The sequence below is a fragment of the Pseudomonas sp. NFACC05-1 genome (assembly GCF_900100135.1).
Classification (GTDB): Bacteria; Pseudomonadota; Gammaproteobacteria; order Pseudomonadales; family Pseudomonadaceae; genus Aquipseudomonas; species Aquipseudomonas fluorescens_Q.
In genome coordinates, this window is record NZ_FMTR01000007.1 from 254,579 (window position 1) to 269,990 (window position 15,412).

General features: G+C 61.3%; 14 protein-coding genes and 1 pseudogene. 3 read left to right on the forward strand and 12 right to left on the reverse strand.

What is annotated here, in order from left to right; all coding sequences use genetic code 11:
- Nucleotides 1–66: 66 nt before the first annotated feature.
- From lpdA to BLO97_RS14140, 4 genes are read right to left on the reverse strand one after another with little or no spacing between them, the layout of a single operon-like run.
- The gene (gene lpdA, locus BLO97_RS14125; RefSeq protein ID WP_092346309.1) at nucleotides 67–1,452 is read right to left on the reverse strand and encodes a dihydrolipoyl dehydrogenase; all 1,386 of its coding nucleotides are present in this window, start codon (nucleotides 1,450–1,452) and stop codon (nucleotides 67–69) included.
- 3 nt (nucleotides 1,453–1,455) lie between these two features.
- A complete protein-coding gene (locus BLO97_RS14130) occupies nucleotides 1,456–2,727 on the reverse strand; it encodes a dihydrolipoamide acetyltransferase family protein (RefSeq protein WP_092346311.1) in 1,272 nt (423 codons plus the stop codon).
- Nucleotides 2,728–3,786: an alpha-ketoacid dehydrogenase subunit beta gene (locus tag BLO97_RS14135; RefSeq protein WP_014337843.1), complete on the reverse strand. Its 1,059-nt coding sequence runs from the start codon at nucleotides 3,784–3,786 to the stop codon at nucleotides 2,728–2,730.
- Between the two features lies 1 nt (nucleotide 3,787).
- A complete protein-coding gene (locus BLO97_RS14140; RefSeq protein ID WP_063320650.1) occupies nucleotides 3,788–5,023 on the reverse strand; it encodes a 3-methyl-2-oxobutanoate dehydrogenase (2-methylpropanoyl-transferring) subunit alpha in 1,236 nt (411 codons plus the stop codon).
- A gap of 192 nt (nucleotides 5,024–5,215) precedes the next feature.
- Here BLO97_RS14140 and bkdR point away from each other — a divergent pair, with 192 nt between their 5' ends.
- Entirely contained in the window at nucleotides 5,216–5,704 is a 489-nt protein-coding gene (gene bkdR, locus BLO97_RS14145; RefSeq protein WP_003202929.1) for a Bkd operon transcriptional regulator BkdR, read from the forward strand.
- A gap of 151 nt (nucleotides 5,705–5,855) precedes the next feature.
- Here bkdR and BLO97_RS14150 read toward each other — a convergent pair whose 3' ends face one another.
- Nucleotides 5,856–6,719 carry an MBL fold metallo-hydrolase gene (locus BLO97_RS14150; RefSeq protein ID WP_092144704.1) on the reverse strand — a complete coding sequence of 288 codons (864 nt, stop codon included), beginning with the start codon at nucleotides 6,717–6,719 and terminating at the stop codon, nucleotides 5,856–5,858.
- A gap of 137 nt (nucleotides 6,720–6,856) precedes the next feature.
- On the opposite strand from BLO97_RS14150, the pseudogene BLO97_RS14155 reads away from it, so the two are divergent.
- Nucleotides 6,857–7,367: pseudogene (locus BLO97_RS14155) on the forward strand (TSUP family transporter).
- Nucleotides 7,368–7,525: 158 nt separating this feature from the next.
- Nucleotides 7,526–8,818 carry a delta-60 repeat domain-containing protein gene (locus BLO97_RS14160; protein ID WP_158265805.1) on the forward strand — a complete coding sequence of 431 codons (1,293 nt, stop codon included), beginning with the start codon at nucleotides 7,526–7,528 and terminating at the stop codon, nucleotides 8,816–8,818.
- 13 nt (nucleotides 8,819–8,831) lie between these two features.
- On the opposite strand, the gene BLO97_RS14165 is transcribed toward BLO97_RS14160, so the two are convergent.
- The 7 genes from BLO97_RS14165 to BLO97_RS14195 form a co-directional block, all read right to left on the reverse strand.
- Nucleotides 8,832–9,701, reverse strand: a complete 870-nt coding sequence (locus tag BLO97_RS14165) for an aldose 1-epimerase (protein ID WP_092346315.1) — start codon at nucleotides 9,699–9,701, stop codon at nucleotides 8,832–8,834.
- 243 nt (nucleotides 9,702–9,944) lie between these two features.
- Nucleotides 9,945–11,225 (reverse strand): TRAP transporter large permease, encoded by a 1,281-nt coding sequence (locus BLO97_RS14170; RefSeq protein ID WP_092144710.1) that lies wholly within the window; start codon nucleotides 11,223–11,225, stop codon nucleotides 9,945–9,947.
- Complete coding sequence (locus BLO97_RS14175; RefSeq protein WP_092144712.1) at nucleotides 11,225–11,752, reverse strand: TRAP transporter small permease; 528 nt, start codon at nucleotides 11,750–11,752, stop codon at nucleotides 11,225–11,227. Before BLO97_RS14175 ends, BLO97_RS14170 begins: the two co-directional genes overlap by 1 nt.
- A gap of 75 nt (nucleotides 11,753–11,827) precedes the next feature.
- Entirely contained in the window at nucleotides 11,828–12,796 is a 969-nt protein-coding gene (locus BLO97_RS14180) for a TRAP transporter substrate-binding protein (RefSeq protein ID WP_092144714.1), read from the reverse strand.
- Between the two features lie 58 nt (nucleotides 12,797–12,854).
- Complete coding sequence (locus BLO97_RS14185) at nucleotides 12,855–13,760, reverse strand: SMP-30/gluconolactonase/LRE family protein (protein WP_092346317.1); 906 nt, start codon at nucleotides 13,758–13,760, stop codon at nucleotides 12,855–12,857.
- 42 nt (nucleotides 13,761–13,802) lie between these two features.
- Nucleotides 13,803–14,624, reverse strand: a complete 822-nt coding sequence (locus BLO97_RS14190; protein ID WP_092346319.1) for an NAD-dependent epimerase/dehydratase family protein — start codon at nucleotides 14,622–14,624, stop codon at nucleotides 13,803–13,805.
- Nucleotides 14,625–14,936: 312 nt separating this feature from the next.
- A partial coding sequence (locus tag BLO97_RS14195; protein ID WP_139197682.1) for an OprD family outer membrane porin occupies nucleotides 14,937–15,412 on the reverse strand: 476 nt, incomplete at its 5' end.

Below are 15,412 nucleotides of genomic sequence, written 5' to 3' on the forward strand. Positions count from 1 at the left end.
GGCTGCTTCGCAGCCCAGCGGGGATAAATCCCCTCGCCACAAGGTCATTCATCTACAACTGATCGGTTACAGATGCAACGCATGCCCCAACGCCCGCAGCGCCGCTTCCTGCACGGCCTCGCCCAGCGTCGGATGGGCGTGGATGGTGCCGGCGATGTCCTCCAGGCGCGCGCCCATCTCCAGGGATTGGCCGAAGGCGGTGGACAGCTCCGACACGCCGACGCCGACCGCTTGCCAGCCAACGACCAGGTGATTGTCACGTCGCGCCACGACCCGGACGAAACCGCTTTTCGATTCCAGGGTCATGGCCCGACCGTTGGCGGCGAACGGGAAGCTCGACACAATGCAATCGAGCCCGGCCGCCTGGGCTTCGTCCGGCGTCTTGCCGACCACCACCAGTTCCGGATCGGTGAAGCACACCGCGGCGATGGCCGTGGGGTTGAATTCCCTGTGCTGGCCGGCGATCAGCTCGGCGACCATTTCACCTTGGGCCATGGCTCGGTGGGCGAGCATCGGTTCACCGCTCAGGTCGCCGATGGCCCAGACGTTGCGCATGCTGGTCTGGCAGCGCTGGTCGATTTTCACCGCCGCACCGTTCATCGCCAGGTTCAACGCTTCGAGATTCCAGCCCTGGGTGTTGGGTTTGCGACCCACGGCCACCAGTACCCGGTCAGTGTCCAGGTTCAGCGTGTCGCCAGCGGGGTCACGCACTTGCAAAGTGCTGGCCTGGGCGTCGAACCCTTCGACGCTGTGCTTGAGGTAGAGCTTCACGCCCAATTGCTTGAGCGCTTCGTGCACCGGTTGGGTCAGTTCGCCGTCGTAGGCCGGCAGGATCCGTTCCTGGGCCTCGACCACACTGACCTCGGCGCCGAGCTTGCGGTAGGCGATGCCCAGTTCCAGGCCGATGTAGCCACCGCCGACCACCACCAGGTGCTTGGGCACCGAGGTGGGGGCGAGGGCTTCGGTGGAGGAAATGATTGGCCCGCCCACTGGCAGCATCGGCAGGTCGACGCTTTTCGAACCAGTGGCCAGCAGCAGGTGTTCGCACAGGATGCGGGTATCACCGACCTCGACCGTCTTGCCATCGATCACCTTGGCCCAGCCATGAATGACCTGGACCTTGTGCTTCTTCAACAGCGCCGCGACGCCGGTGGTCAGGCGATCGACGATGCCGTCCTTCCATTCCACACTCTTGCCGATGTCCAGGCTCGGCGCCGACACCGTGATGCCCAAGGCCGAACCCTGGCTGTGGTGCCGCGTCTGGTGGAACTGTTCGGCCACGTGAATCAAGGCCTTGGACGGAATGCAGCCGATGTTCAGGCAGGTCCCGCCCAACGCCTGGCCTTCCACCAGGAGGGTCGGGATGCCCAACTGGCCGGCGCGGATCGCCGCCACATAGCCGCCGGGGCCGCCGCCGATGATCAGCAGCGTGGTGTTCAAAGTCTGTTGCATGCCTTACTCCACAAACAGCGTTGCGGGTTGTTCGAGCAGGCCGCGCAGGGCCTGGATGAATTGCGCCGCGTCCATGCCGTCGACCACCCGGTGATCGAAGGAGCTGGAGAGGTTCATCATCTTGCGGATCACGATCTGCCCCTTGATCACCACCGGCCGTTCGACGATTTTGTTCACCCCGACAATGGCTACTTCCGGCAGGTTCAGCACCGGCGTGCTGACGATGCCGCCCAATGCCCCAAGGCTGGTCAGGGTGATGGTCGAACCGGACAGCTCATCGCGACTGGCCTTGCCCGTGCGGGCCACCGTTGCCAGGCGCGAAATTTCCGCCGCGTTGTCCCACAGGCTGCGGGCTTCGGCGTGGCGCACCACCGGCACCATCAGGCCAACGTCGCTCTGGGTCGCGACGCCCACGTGCACCGCGCCTGAGCGGTGAATGACCTGGGCTTCGTCGTCGTAGCGGGCGTTCATTTGCGGAAAATCGCGCAGGGCCACGACCAACGCACGAACCAGGAACGGCAGCAAGGTCAGCTTGCCGCGACTGGCGCCGTGTTTTTCATTCAGATGCACCCGCAGCTCTTCCAGGGCCGTGACGTCGATTTCCTCGACGTAGCTGAAATGCGCGGCGCGTTGAGTCGCCTCCTGCATGCGCTGGGCGATCTTGCGGCGCATGCCGATCACCGGGATCTGTTGCTCATCGTGGCGCTCGGCATAGCCCGAACCGCCCTTGGCCTGGACCGACGGACCTTGGGCCAGATAGGCCTCGAGGTCTTCGTGCAGGACCCGCCCGGCCGGGCCGCTGCCCTGGACCAGGCGCAATTGAATGCCCAGGTCCAGCGCGTGTTTGCGCACGGCCGGCGACGCCAGTGGACGCTCGTCGGGATCGCGGGCCACAGGCGCTTGCGGGGCGCAGCGCGGCGCGGCGGTTTTTTCCAGTACCGGTTCAGGTGTCGCCACGGGTGCCGGCTTCGGTGCCTGCGCAGCCGGCGCTGGCGTTGGCGCCTGTTGGGCCGATTCTTTCAGGTTACCCGCACCTTCGACTTCAATGCGGATCAGTTCGCTGCCCACTGCCATGACTTCACCTGGCTCGCCACCAAGAGCGATGACCCGGCCATGCACCGGTGAGGGGATGTCGACCATGGCCTTGTCGGTCATGACATCGGCCAGTACCTGGTCTTCGACCACCATGTCGCCGACCTTGACGTGCCACACCGACAGTTCAACTTCCGCGATGCCTTCGCCGATGTCCGGCATCTTGATAACGTGCGTGCCCATTCAGACCTCCATGACCCGTTTCAACGCCGCGCCCACACGGGACGGCCCTGGGAAATACGCCCATTCCTGCGCGTGCGGGTAGGGGGTGTCCCAACCGGTGACACGCTCGATAGGCGCTTCCAGGTGGTGGAAGCAGTGTTCTTGCACCAACGCCACCAGCTCGGCGCCGAAACCGCAGGTGCGGGTGGCTTCGTGGACGACCACACAGCGGCCGGTCTTCTTCACGGATTTGACGATGGTCTCCAGGTCCAGCGGCCAGAGGCTGCGCAGATCGATGACTTCGGCGTCGATGCCGGTCTCTTCGGCAGCCACTTGGGAGACATAGACCGTGGTGCCGTAGGTGAGAACCGTCACGTCCTTGCCCGGACGGGTGATGGCGGCGACGTCCAGCGGCACGGTGTAGTAACCGTCTGGCACTTGGGCCGAGGGGTGTTTCGACCACGGCGTTACCGGGCGGTCGTGGTGGCCGTCGAACGGGCCGTTATACAGGCGCTTGGGTTCGAGGAAGATCACCGGGTCATCGTTTTCGATGGAGGCAATCAACAGACCCTTGGCGTCGTAGGGGTTCGAAGGCATGACGGTGCGCAGGCCGCAGACCTGGGTGAACATCGCTTCGATGCTCTGGCTGTGGGTCTGGCCGCCATAGATGCCGCCGCCGCAAGGCATGCGCAGGGTCATCGGCGCGGTGAACTCGCCGGCCGAGCGATAGCGCAGGCGCGCCGCCTCGGAAATGATCTGGTCCGACGCCGGGTAGACGTAGTCGGCGAATTGGATCTCGGCGACGGGTCGCAGGCCGTAGGCGCCCATGCCCACCGCCACGCCGACGATGCCGCTTTCGGAAATCGGTGCGTCGAACACCCGCGAGGTGCCGTACTTGTTCTGCAGGCCTTCGGTGCAGCGGAACACGCCGCCGAAGTAACCCACGTCCTGGCCGAACACCACGACGTTGTCGTCGCGTTCGAGCATCACGTCCATGGCCGAGCGCAGGGCCTGGATCATGGTCATGGTGGTAGTGGTCATGGCGGTATCCAGCGCAATATTGTTGTTGTGATCGTTCATCTCAGATCCCCAACTGCTGACGCTGGCGCTTCAAGTGCTCCGGCATCTCTTTGTAGACGTCTTCGAACATGGTCGCGGCGCTTGGAATCTGCCCGCCAGCGAGGGTGCCGTACTGCTCGGCTTCCTTCTGCGCGGCGATCACCTCGGCTTCGAGTTCGGCGGTAACGGCGGCATGTTCCTCTTCGGACCACTGGCCGATCTTCACCATGTGCTGCTTGAGACGGGCAATCGGATCGCCCAGCGGGAAGTGGCTCCAGTCGTCGGCGGGACGGTATTTCGAAGGATCGTCCGAGGTGGAGTGCGGGCCGGCGCGGTAGGTGACCCATTCGATCAGCGCCGGGCCGAGGTTGCGGCGGGCACGTTCGGCGGCCCAGCGCGAGGCGGCGTAGACCGCCATGAAGTCGTTGCCGTCCACGCGAAGGGAGGCGATGCCGCAACCGACGCCGCGTCCGGCGAAGGTCGTGGCTTCACCGCCGGCAATGGCCTGGAAGGTGGAGATCGCCCACTGGTTGTTGACCACGTTGAGGATCACCGGCGCCCGATAGACGTGGGCAAAGGTGAGGGCCGTGTGGAAGTCCGATTCGGCGGTGGCACCGTCACCGATCCAGGCCGAAGCGATCTTGGTATCGCCCTTGATCGCCGAGGCCATGCCCCAGCCCACGCCTTGGATGAATTGCGTGGCGAGGTTGCCGGAGATGGTGAAGAAACCGGCGTCCTTGACCGAGTACATGATCGGTAACTGCCGGCCCTTGAGCGGATCGCGCTCGTTGGACAGCAGTTGGCAGATCATGCCCACCAACGGCACTTCGCGAGCCATCAGGATGCTTTGCTGGCGATAGGTGGGGAAGCACATGTCATCGATGTTCAGCGCCAGGGCCTGGCCGCTGCCGATGGCTTCCTCGCCGAGGCTCTGCATGTAGAACGACATTTTTTTCTGGCGTTGGGCGACCACCATGCGGTTGTCGTAGATGCGCGTCTTGAGCATGGCGCGCATGCCTTTGCGCAGGATGTCGAGTGGCACGTCTTCGGCCCATGGGCCGTGGGCATTGCCTTGGTCATCGAGCACGCGGATCAGGCTGCGGGCCAGGTCGGCGGTGTCGGCGGGTTCGACGTCGATGGAAGGTTTACGCACCGTGCCGGCATCGGACAGATGCAGGTAGGAAAAGTCGGTCTTGCAGCCGGGACGGCCCGAGGGTTCGGGAACGTGCAGGCGTAGCGGTTCGTACGCTGGGTTCATGGCTTTCTACGCTCGATCTTGTGAATTTCTTGTAGTGGGCGCGCTAGCTGACGAATTTCCCCGGGTACGGGAAATTGTCCTACAACAATCATAGGCTCGACGCAGAAGAATATTTTTCTCTGTTGGCTTGCTGTTCAGATCATTTGCAGATAAAAAATCTGCACAACGATAAAAAACAGGATTATTTGTCTCATGCGTAAATTGGATCGCACCGATATCGGCATTCTGAACAGCCTTCAGGAAAACGCCCGCATCACCAACGCCGATCTCGCCCGTTCGGTCAATCTGTCGCCGACCCCGTGCTTCAACCGTGTCCGGGCGATGGAGGAGTTGGGCGTGATCCGCGAGCAGGTCACCTTGCTCGACGCCGACCTGCTGGGCCTGCACGTCAACGTGTTCATCCATGTGAGTTTGGAGAAGCAGGTGGAAGAGGCGCTACAGCATTTCGAAGAGGCGATCTCCGACCGCCCGGAAGTGATGGAGTGCTACCTGATGGCAGGCGATCCGGATTACCTGATCCGTGTGCTGGTGCCGACCATCCAGTCGCTGGAGCGCTTCATGATGGACTTCCTGACCAAGGTCCCGGGCGTGGCGAACATCCGCTCCAGCTTTGCCCTCAAGCAAGTGCGCTACAAGACTGCGCTACCGTTGCCGGCCAATGGGTTGACCTTGGGGACCTGAAGATCAAATGGTTTTTGAGGGCCGCTTCGCGGCCCAGCGGGAGCAAGCTCCCTCGCCACGGGGATGGGTGGCTGGCGAGCCGGTAGCCATCAAGCACCGTCCTGTGGCGAGGGAGCTTGCTCCCGCTGGGCTGCGCAGCAGCCCCAAGCTTCTAAAGCTGATTGATCGGAATTTTCAGATAGGTCACGCCATTGTCCTCGGCCGGCGGCAGGTGGCCGGCCCGCACATTGACCTGGATCGCCGGCAACAGCAGCGTCGGCATGCCCAGCGTCTTGTCGCGCTGGGTACGCATGGCCACGAACGTGGCTTCATCGATCCCATCGCGCACATGAATGTTGTGCTGGCGTTGTTCACCCACGGTGCTCACGCACTGGGGCTCGCGCTCATCCGGTGGATAGTCGTGGCACACGTAGAGCCGCACGTTGGCGGGGAAGGCCAGCAGTTTGCAAATCGAGGCGTAGAGTTGATGGGCGTTGCCGCCGGGAAAGTCGCAGCGGGCGGTGCCCACGTCCGGCATGAACAGCGTATCGCCTACCAGGATCACGTCGCCATCGATCAGGTAGGCCATGTCCGCCGGAGTGTGGCCGGGCACATGCAATGCGGTGGCCTTGAGGTTGCCTATGAAAAACCCTTCGTCGGCGGCGAACAGATGATCGAACTGGGAGCCGTCGACGGCAAACTGCGGTTCAAGGTTGAACAGCTTCTTGAAGACTTGTTGGACCTCGCCGATGGCTTGGCCGATGGCGATCTTCCCTCCCAGCGCCTTGCGCAAGTAAGGCGCGGCGGATAAGTGATCGGCGTGGGCATGGGTCTCCAGCAGCCATTGCACCGTCAACCGGTGTTCGCGCACGAAGGCGATCACCCGCTCGGCCTGAGCGGTGCCGCTGCGGCCCGAGGCCGGGTCATAGTCCAGCACCGGGTCCACCACCGCGCACTGCCCTCCATCGTCTTCATAGACGACGTAGGTATAGGTCTTCGAGGCGGGGTCGAGAAAGCTTTGGATCTGCGCGGGCATGACAGCGAACCTGTACGGGAAGAAGCGGTTGCAACGCTTGAGGTTTACAACATAGGGTCCGCAGCTTAGTGAGGGCCGAGGTGTCCTGCAAATGCGATCGCACCTGACAACAGGTGTGCGCGGCTTGAGAGAGTTTTATGGTTCCGGCAGGTTTTTTTGGCGTGATCATGGGGGTGATCCTCGGGCTGACGGGGGCCGGTGGTGGCATCCTGGCGGTGCCGGCACTGGTGCTCGGGTTGGGCTGGAGCATGATCCAGGCCGCCTCGCTGCACCGCCACGCTGTCGGCACTGGGGGCGGTGACGGGCCTGGTATCGGGCTCGCTGGGCGTGGGTGGTGGTTTCCTGATCGTACCGGCGTTCAAGCAACTGACCGACGTGCAGATGCGCGGCATCGTCGCGACGTCCTTGATGGTCATCAGCCTGATTTCACTGATTGGCGTGGTGGGTGCGTTTCATGCCGGGGTGAGCATCGACCGGGTCGGCGCGGTGTTCATCGCGGCAAGCATCGCCGGGATGGTGCTGGGGCGGCGCCTGGCGGCCAGGGTCCCGGCCCGGGTGCTGCAGGTGGGGTTCGCCGGGGTTTGCCTGGGGGGGCGGTGTTCATGTGGGTGCGGGCGTAGCCAGGATCACGATCCGCCTCATGCCTGATTCCTTGTCGTTCATCGGGGCCCTGTGTTCATCCCAGTCCTGACCGTACGTCCGGGCCTGCTTAAACCTGTCAACTCTGACAGTGGACGGTGAACAGGATCCAGGCAATAAATCCTCCATTGAGATGGGCAGTACAACCCACAATGGAGGATCTGAAAATGGCTAGCGACTCGAAGACCGACACACCAAAGCGGGCCGGCGAATTTGATCCGGAATTCAACGGAGGCCAGATTCTGCTTCTTCCGGGGACGGATGCCGTCGATGTTGCGATAGATTCAGAGGACAGGATCTACGTCGTGGGTGGAACGGCGCTATGGGTAAATGGCGAATATATTATTTCGGCGCTCAATCATGACGGGACGAACCGTGAGGACTTCAATGGCGGCGAGCCAGTCAGAAATACGTTCATGCCGGGTGCGTATAGCCTGGCGGAGCAGGTGGCCGTCCTGCCGGACGGTAAAATACTGATCCTGGGAGTCGTCGATCTGGGCGGCTCGAATTTTGGATTCGCGCTGGCGCGCTACCTTCCCAACGGCACGCTGGATCTTTCGTATGGCGTCAATGGCCACGCGATACCGGTCTTCGATTTCTGCGATGTCGTCATTTCGAGGAATGACCTCAATGCCGACGGCAACGAGCCAACCTATCTCTATACGGGGAAAACTTATCTGTCCCTTTACGGAGGACGCACATACATCTCGGGTCTCGCACTGACCGTGGGGGCGCGCAAGGCAGTTACGTTACTCATGTGCTTGGACGGGGACGGCAATCTCGTTCAGGCGTTCGGAAACAAAGGCGGCGCGGTCATTGAGCATCCCGAGCATCATTTGAATGCGCAAAGCATGCTGGTGACAAACGACTACATATATTTAGTGGGGTACATCCAGCGTAACCCTCGTAATTACAAGGTTTGGGTGCGTGTGCGACTGGATGGCCGTCTCGACACCCATTTTGGCAAGAGAGGATTTATCACGGATATGGGCCCTGGCTTCCACGTTGGCGCGGGAAACTTCCATGCGGTCGCGTTACATGGCAACCTGAAACTCCTGGGTGCCGGCTCATCGCCCAACCAACGGTTTGTCGCTCATGCAACGCTGGAAAGTATCGACAAGGATGGCGGCAAAGACCCTGACTTCAACGATGGCGAACTCGTTGTGACCACTATAGGTCTGGGGTCCATCTGGTTCGATTGTGCAATTCAGTCGGACGGGCGCATCGTAACCTGTGGCAAAACCGGCCCGGAGATTGAAGAGATGTTGGTTGGGCGCTATCTACCCAGTGGACGCCTGGATACTGGCTTCGGTGATCACGAAGGCTGGACACAATTCAGGTTGAAGGATGAGGTAGACAACCCCGTATTGGCATTGGATTCCAATGATGATGTTGTCGTAGCCGGTCGATATTTCGACGACCTGAGCGCGATACCTTTCGTATTTCGGTTGAAGGGCTGAGTCGCCCTGGTTTTTATATCAACCGGCACTGCATCAAGAATCCCAGCGCCACCGATTGCCCTTGCTCCAGCAAGCGCAACCCCGGTCGCCCCGGCAGGTGATGGGCGTTGACCGGGTGGCTGACCGGTTCGATGCAAAAGAAGTCCAGGCCCACGGGGCAGTAGAGCAGGAAGTAATCGCAGCCGCTGGCCCGGCACTCCAGCTCATAACCTAGGTCCGGCTGCTGGATCAGGCATTGCCCGTCCCAGCCACCGAAGCCGTTGTCGACAAGCGTGTCCGGCAGTAAACGGAGCGCCTGGAAATCCCAGTGTTCAGGAGTGTTGGTCAGTTCCGTGGGCAGTTTCGTCGCATCGCACATCCAGACCTCGCTGGCGCGGGTTTGCAGGCGCGTGGCGGGGGTGCGTGGAAAGTATGGATGCAAGCCCAGCCCGTGCCACGCGGCCTGTTCGGCCATGTGGGTGACGTGCATTGCGAGCTGCAACTGGCCGCCGCTCAGACCGATCCGCAGGCTAGCGCGGTAGGTGAACGGCTGTTGGCTGTCGAGTTGCAGCAACGCTTCCTGGGCACTGTGCTCGATCACCTGCCACGGTTGTTGCCACGCACTGCCATGGATCGGAAACGGATCGTTGGGGCTGTTGGCGTCCAGGGCCAGCCAGCCGCCGGGACAGTCGAAGCCGCCGTGGGTGATCCGGTTCGACCAGGGAATCAACGGGAAGCCGCCGAGCTTGCCAGGCAGGCCGTTTTCCAACGCGTGGGGCGCTGGCGGGCGCAGTAGCGGGGCGCCGTTACTGCGCAACGTCCAGTCGACCAGGCTGGCGCCCAGATGCGGGGCCAGGGTGAGACGAGTCAGTTCGTCTTCGAGGTGGAGAAGGGGTGGCGTCATGGTGGTGTTGGTCTGCTGAATTGGAAATGGTGTTACAGAGGTTTTTGTGCGAACGCTGTTGTGGCGAGGGGATTTATCCCCGCTGGGCTGCGAAGCAGCCCCCAGAGACGCGGATCTCGGTGCATCAGACAGATCCCAGTTGCCAGTTCTGGGGCTGCTACGCAGCCCAGCGGGGATAAATCCCCTCGCCACAGATAATCTCTGCCACAGATAAATCCCCTGATCACAGGGGACTTGTCATGGTTACAACACCAGATGCGGCAACCACAGGGAAATGGCGGGCACATAAGTCACGAGCATCAGCACCAGGAACAGCATGGCGTAGAACGGCAGCAGCGCCTTGACGGTGCTTTCGATACTGACCTTGCCAATGGCCGAGCCCACGAACAGCACCGCGCCCACCGGTGGCGTGATCAACCCGATACCCAGGTTCACCAGCATGATCATGCCGAACTGCACCGGGTCCACGCCGATGCCCACGATCACCGGCATCAGGATCGGCGTCAGGATCAGGATCAATGGCGCCATGTCCATCACGGTGCCCAGCAGCAGCAACATCACGTTGATGCACATCAGGATCACGTAGCGGTTGTCCGACAGCGTCAGGAACGCGGTGGTGATCTTCGCAGGGATCTCCATCAGCGTCATGATGTAGCCGAAGCTGGCGGCGAAGCCGATCAGGATCATCACGATGGAGATGGTGCGTACCGTACGGTGCATCAGTTTCGGCAACTCGCTCCACTTGTAGTCGCGATAGATGCACATGGTCACGAAGAACGCCCACACCACGGCGATGGCGGCCGATTCGGTGGCGGTGAAAACACCCGAGAGAATGCCGCCAAGGATGATGAACAGGGTCATCATGCCCCACATGGCTTCCCTGCAGATCTTCAGCGCTTGCTTGAGCGGAATCACTTCACCTTTGGGGTAGTTGCGCTTTTTCGCGAAGACCAGGCACAGCGCCATCAGGCAGAGGTTCATCATGATGCCGGGGACGATGCCGGCCATGAACAGCGAACCGATGGAGACGGTGCCGCCCGCGGCGAGCGAATACAGCACCGCGTTGTGGCTGGGCGGTGTCAGCAGCGCTTGTACCGAACCACTGACGGTGACGGCGGTGGCGTAATCACGCGGATAGCCCCGGCGTGTCATTTCCGGGATCAACACTGAACCGACCGAGGCGGTATCGGCTACCGAGGAACCGGAGATCGCGCCAAAAAAGCTCGAGGCCACGAGGTTGACCAATGACAGGCCTCCGCGCACGAAGCCTACCAACACACTGGCGAATGCCACCAGTCGGCGGGACATGCCGCCTTCGGCCATGATCGCACCGGCCAGAACGAAGAACGGAATGGCCAACAACGAGAACTTATTCACCCCGCCCGTTACCTGGATCATCATGGCCTGGAACGGAATATCGATCCACCATGCCCCGATCAGGGCGGCAGCGCCCAACGCGTAGGCGACCGGCATGCCGATCAGGATCAACAACAAAAAACTGCCCAGCAGAATCAGCGCGTCCATTAAGCGGCACCTTCGTTTTCTTCAACCAGGTCGAACTGCACGACCCGACGCTGGCTTTGATCGCCCAGCAAGAGTTTTTCCAGGACAAAAATCAACGTCAGGAAGCCACCGATCGGTATCGGCATGTAGGTGATGCCGACGCGCAGGGTGGGGATGGCGCTCATGAATTGATTCCAGGTGGTCATGCACAACTTGGTGCCCCAGATGGTCATGAAAATGCACACCGCCGCCATCAAGAGCTGGGTGAAAACCGAAGCCAGGGTTTGCCAATGCGGGGGCAGGCGGCTGGTGACCATGTCCACGGCCATGTGCGAGCCGGAGCGGTAGCTGGCGGCGGCACCGATGAAGGTAAATACGATCATCAGCAAGATGGCGGTGGGTTCCGGCCAGCTTGAGCCGGTACCGAGTACGTAGCGGGCAAACACCCCCCACGGAATCATCAGCGCAACGGCAAGGACAGAAAGGCCGGCCACCCAGATGCAAGTCATGTAAATCGTGTCGTTGATACGCAGCAGCAAATTCTTCATCGGGTTCCACCGTAACCGGGCGCACCTTCAACCGCAGGCGCGCCCAGCCTTTTCATGAGTACAGATTGAGAGGCTTTACTGGACGGCTTCGATACGCTTGATCAGGTCGGCATACGGCGCGCCGTATTTGGCCCGGATCGGCGCTGTGGCGTCGTAGAAAGGTTTCTTGTCGACGGTGATGAACTCGACGCCAGCGGCCTTGAGTTTTTCTTCACTGGCGGCGGACTTCTTGTCCCACAGCACGCGCTCTTCAGCCTGGGCGGCCTTGGCGGCTTTTTTCACCATGTCTTGCTGCTCTGGGGTGAGCTTGTTCCAAGTGATTTTCGACATCACGATCGGCTCAGGCAGGATCAGGTGGCCGGTCAGGCTGTAGTACTTGGCGTTCTGGTAGTGGTTGTGTTCGAGCATGGTCGGCGGGTTGTTTTCCGCGCCGTCAATCACGCCGGTCTGCAGCGCGCTGAAGATCTCGCCGGTGTCCATGGCGATACCATTGCCGCCCATGGCGTTGATGGTCTCGATGAACATCGGGTTGCCCTGTACGCGAATCTTCATGCCCTTCATGTCTTCGAGCTTGCGCACCGGCTTCTTGGTGTAGAGGTTGCGGGTGCCGCCGTCCATCCAGGCCAGGGCCACCAGGCCGAATTCGGAATTGGTGATCCGGTCGAGAATCGCATCGCCGACTTCACCGTCGATGACGGCGCGCATGTGGGCCTGGTCGCGGAAGATGAATGGCATGTTGAAGACGTTCACGTCCGGCACGACGGGGCCGACGATACCCAGGCTGACCCGGGACATCTGGATCGCGCCGGCTTGCATCTGCTCGATCACTTCTTTTTCGGAGCCCAGTACGCCGCCCGGGAAATACTTGAACTTCAGTTCGCCGTTGCTCTCTTTTTCCAGGGTCTTACCCATGGATTCCTCGGCGACCACGGTCGGGTAGCCCTTGGGGTGGATGTCGGCGATCTTGATATCGAGGGCGTGCGCCGCCTGGGCCAGAAAGGCCAAGGGAAGGGCTGCGATCAGAAGTGTACGTTTGAAATTCATGGTCAATCTCCAGTCTTGTTGTTTTTTTATGGCTCATCCAGTGAAGCGGTGAAGCAGATCAGTTCGCGGAGTGCTCCCGTCCTCCGAAAGCAGGTTCAGCCAGGCCCTTGACGCCGGGGTTGAGGGCGAACACGCCACCGGCCAGGGACTGCGGGTCGTTGTCGTCACCGGGACGGATCGAGGTGACGAAGAGGGTGTCCAGGCGACTGCCGCCAAAGGCGCACATGGTCGGTTTCTTCACCGGCACTTGCAGTGACCGGTCCAGACGTCCGTCCGGGGTGAAACGGTGAATCAGCCCGGCATCGTTGGCGCAGATCCAATAGCAACCGTCGGCATCCACCGCGGCGCCATCCGGGCGACCGGCCAACGGCATCATGTCGACGAACAGCCGCCGGTTGGACGGTGTGCCGCTGTCGATGTCGTAGTCGAAGGCCCAGATCTGCTGCACCAGCGGGTGTGAATCGGAGAGGTACATCGTGCGTCCGTCCGGGCTGAAGCCCAGGCCATTGGGCACAATGAAGCCGCTCAGTTGCGCCTCGACCGGGCTGCGCTGGCCTGCCTCGTAACGATACATCCGGCCTACGTCAGCGTTGGCGCCCATGTTCAGCACCATGCTGCCGGCCCAGAAACGGCCCTGGCGGTCGCAGCGGCCATCGTTGAGGCGCATGTCGGTGCGGCTGTGTTCGACGCTTGCGCACAGTTCGCTGTCCAGGCTGCCGTCATCATTGGGGTGCAGGCGAAAGAAACCGCTTTCCATGCCGGCGATCCAGCCACCGTCCTGGTGACGGGCTATGCAGGCGAGCATTTCGGGCGCTTCCCAGCCCTGGAGCTTTCCGCTGCTAGCGTTCCAGCATTGCAGGCCACCGTTGGGAATGTTCACCCAATACAGGGCGTTTTCGTCGGGAACCCATACCGGGCTTTCCCCGACGGCGTTGCGTGCATCGACAATCAATTCGGCTTGCATGGTGATTCCTTTGTGCGTGCGTATCCCATGAAAAACAGCGAATCAGTCGTCGAATGGGCCGGCTGCCACAAAGGCGCCACCCTGATAAACCATGGCCGGGTCATCGGCGGCCGGCATCGGCTGCGCTTCGACCTTGTCGCGGAAAATCTCGGACGTGTCCTTGGGCTGGTAGCCCAGGTGCGCGGCCTGGCTGTTGTCCCACCAGACGTCGCGATTGGCGGACATGCCGTAGACCACGGTGTGGCCAACCTTCGGCGTGTAGAGCGAACATTCGATCAGTTGGGTGAGGTCGTCGAAACTCAGCCAGGTGCTCATCATCCGGCGGTTCTGCGGTTCGGGGAACGACGAGCCGATGCGGATGCTGACGGTCTCGATGCCGTAGCGATCGAAGTAGAAACTGGCAACGTCTTCACCGTAGGACTTGGACAGGCCGTAGTAGCCATCCGGGCGGCGAGGGGAGAGAGCGTCGATGGTCTCATCCTGTTTGTAGAAACCGATGACGTGGTTGGAGCTGGCGAAGATCACTCGCTTGACGCCGTGTTTGCGGGCGGCTTCATAAATGTGAAAGACGCCGCTGATGTTGGCGCCGAGGATTTCTTCGAACGGACGCTCCACCGAAACACCACCGAAATGCAGGATGGCATCGACGCCTTCGACCAGTTGGTGCACGGCCTGCTTGTCCGACAGGTCGCACGGCATCACTTCTTCGCTTTCGTCGATGGCCGGGGCCATGTTGGCGATGTCCGACAGGCGAATGTGACGGGCGAAAGGCTTGAGGCGTTCGCGCAAGACTTTGCCAAGGCCGCCAGCGGCGCCGGTCAATAGGAGGCGATTGAAGGGATGACGAATCTGTGTCGTGGTCATGGCATTACCTGAGCAAACTATGAGAGGTACAGTTGTTATAAGTTGTCGTACGACCGAGAGGAATATCCTTATCCTTCCGTTACCTTGTCAACGTTTGATCGACGAACCGCTCTAAACCGACGTCCTTGCCGCGCTACGAGGATTCCACCGCCCCTGTGGCGAGGGAGCTTGCTCCCGCTGGACTGCGAAGCAGGCCTATAAGATTGCGAAACACGGCGTCTGCTGCGCAGCCGAGCGGGAGCAAGCTCCCTCGCCACAGGTGATTCGGTTAGCCTCAACAAAGCGCTTCGCCCCACGGCGCGCGCTTGCTGCTTACAACAGCGACAGCGGGTAGCTGATGAAGATACGGTTCTCGTCGAATTCGTTGGTGCTGTAGTCCCGACGAATCGATGCGTTACGCCATTTCACGTTGAGGCTCTTCAGCGCACCGCTCTGTACGGTGTAGGCCAGTTCGGTTTCGCGACCCCATTCCTTGCCGTCGTCAACGGTGGCGGTGTGCACGTTGTCACCGCTGATGTAGCGGTTCATCAACGTCAGGCCCGGCACGCCGACGGCAGCGAAGTTGAAGTCGTGGCGCAGTTGCCAGGATTTTTCCTTGGCGTTGTCGTAGCTGGAGTTGTAGCTGTCGTTGGCCAGGGTGCCGCCGCTGGTGCCGTTGACGCGCATCCAGGCATCATCGCCGCCGACTTTCTGCAGGCCGACATAAAAGGTGTTGCCGCCGTATTTGGCCGAGAGCATGGCGAACGCGGTTTTGTTGTCCAGGTCGCCGGCCAGCGCACTGCCGTTTT

What these genes read in the sequence shown, in the direction of transcription:
- lpdA (WP_092346309.1), bottom strand. Translation starts at nt 1,452, where the DNA reads ATGCAACAGACTTTGAACACCACGCTGCTGATCATCGGCGGCGGCCCC.
- BLO97_RS14130 (WP_092346311.1), bottom strand. Translation starts at nt 2,727, where the DNA reads ATGGGCACGCACGTTATCAAGATGCCGGACATCGGCGAAGGCATCGCG.
- BLO97_RS14135 (WP_014337843.1), bottom strand. Translation starts at nt 3,786, where the DNA reads ATGAACGATCACAACAACAATATTGCGCTGGATACCGCCATGACCACT.
- BLO97_RS14140 (WP_063320650.1), bottom strand. Translation starts at nt 5,023, where the DNA reads ATGAACCCAGCGTACGAACCGCTACGCCTGCACGTTCCCGAACCCTCG.
- bkdR (WP_003202929.1), top strand. Translation starts at nt 5,216, where the DNA reads ATGCGTAAATTGGATCGCACCGATATCGGCATTCTGAACAGCCTTCAG.
- BLO97_RS14150 (WP_092144704.1), bottom strand. Translation starts at nt 6,719, where the DNA reads ATGCCCGCGCAGATCCAAAGCTTTCTCGACCCCGCCTCGAAGACCTAT.
- BLO97_RS14160 (WP_158265805.1), top strand. Translation starts at nt 7,526, where the DNA reads ATGGCTAGCGACTCGAAGACCGACACACCAAAGCGGGCCGGCGAATTT.
- BLO97_RS14165 (WP_092346315.1), bottom strand. Translation starts at nt 9,701, where the DNA reads ATGACGCCACCCCTTCTCCACCTCGAAGACGAACTGACTCGTCTCACC.
- BLO97_RS14170 (WP_092144710.1), bottom strand. Translation starts at nt 11,225, where the DNA reads ATGGACGCGCTGATTCTGCTGGGCAGTTTTTTGTTGTTGATCCTGATC.
- BLO97_RS14175 (WP_092144712.1), bottom strand. Translation starts at nt 11,752, where the DNA reads ATGAAGAATTTGCTGCTGCGTATCAACGACACGATTTACATGACTTGC.
- BLO97_RS14180 (WP_092144714.1), bottom strand. Translation starts at nt 12,796, where the DNA reads ATGAATTTCAAACGTACACTTCTGATCGCAGCCCTTCCCTTGGCCTTT.
- BLO97_RS14185 (WP_092346317.1), bottom strand. Translation starts at nt 13,760, where the DNA reads ATGCAAGCCGAATTGATTGTCGATGCACGCAACGCCGTCGGGGAAAGC.
- BLO97_RS14190 (WP_092346319.1), bottom strand. Translation starts at nt 14,624, where the DNA reads ATGACCACGACACAGATTCGTCATCCCTTCAATCGCCTCCTATTGACC.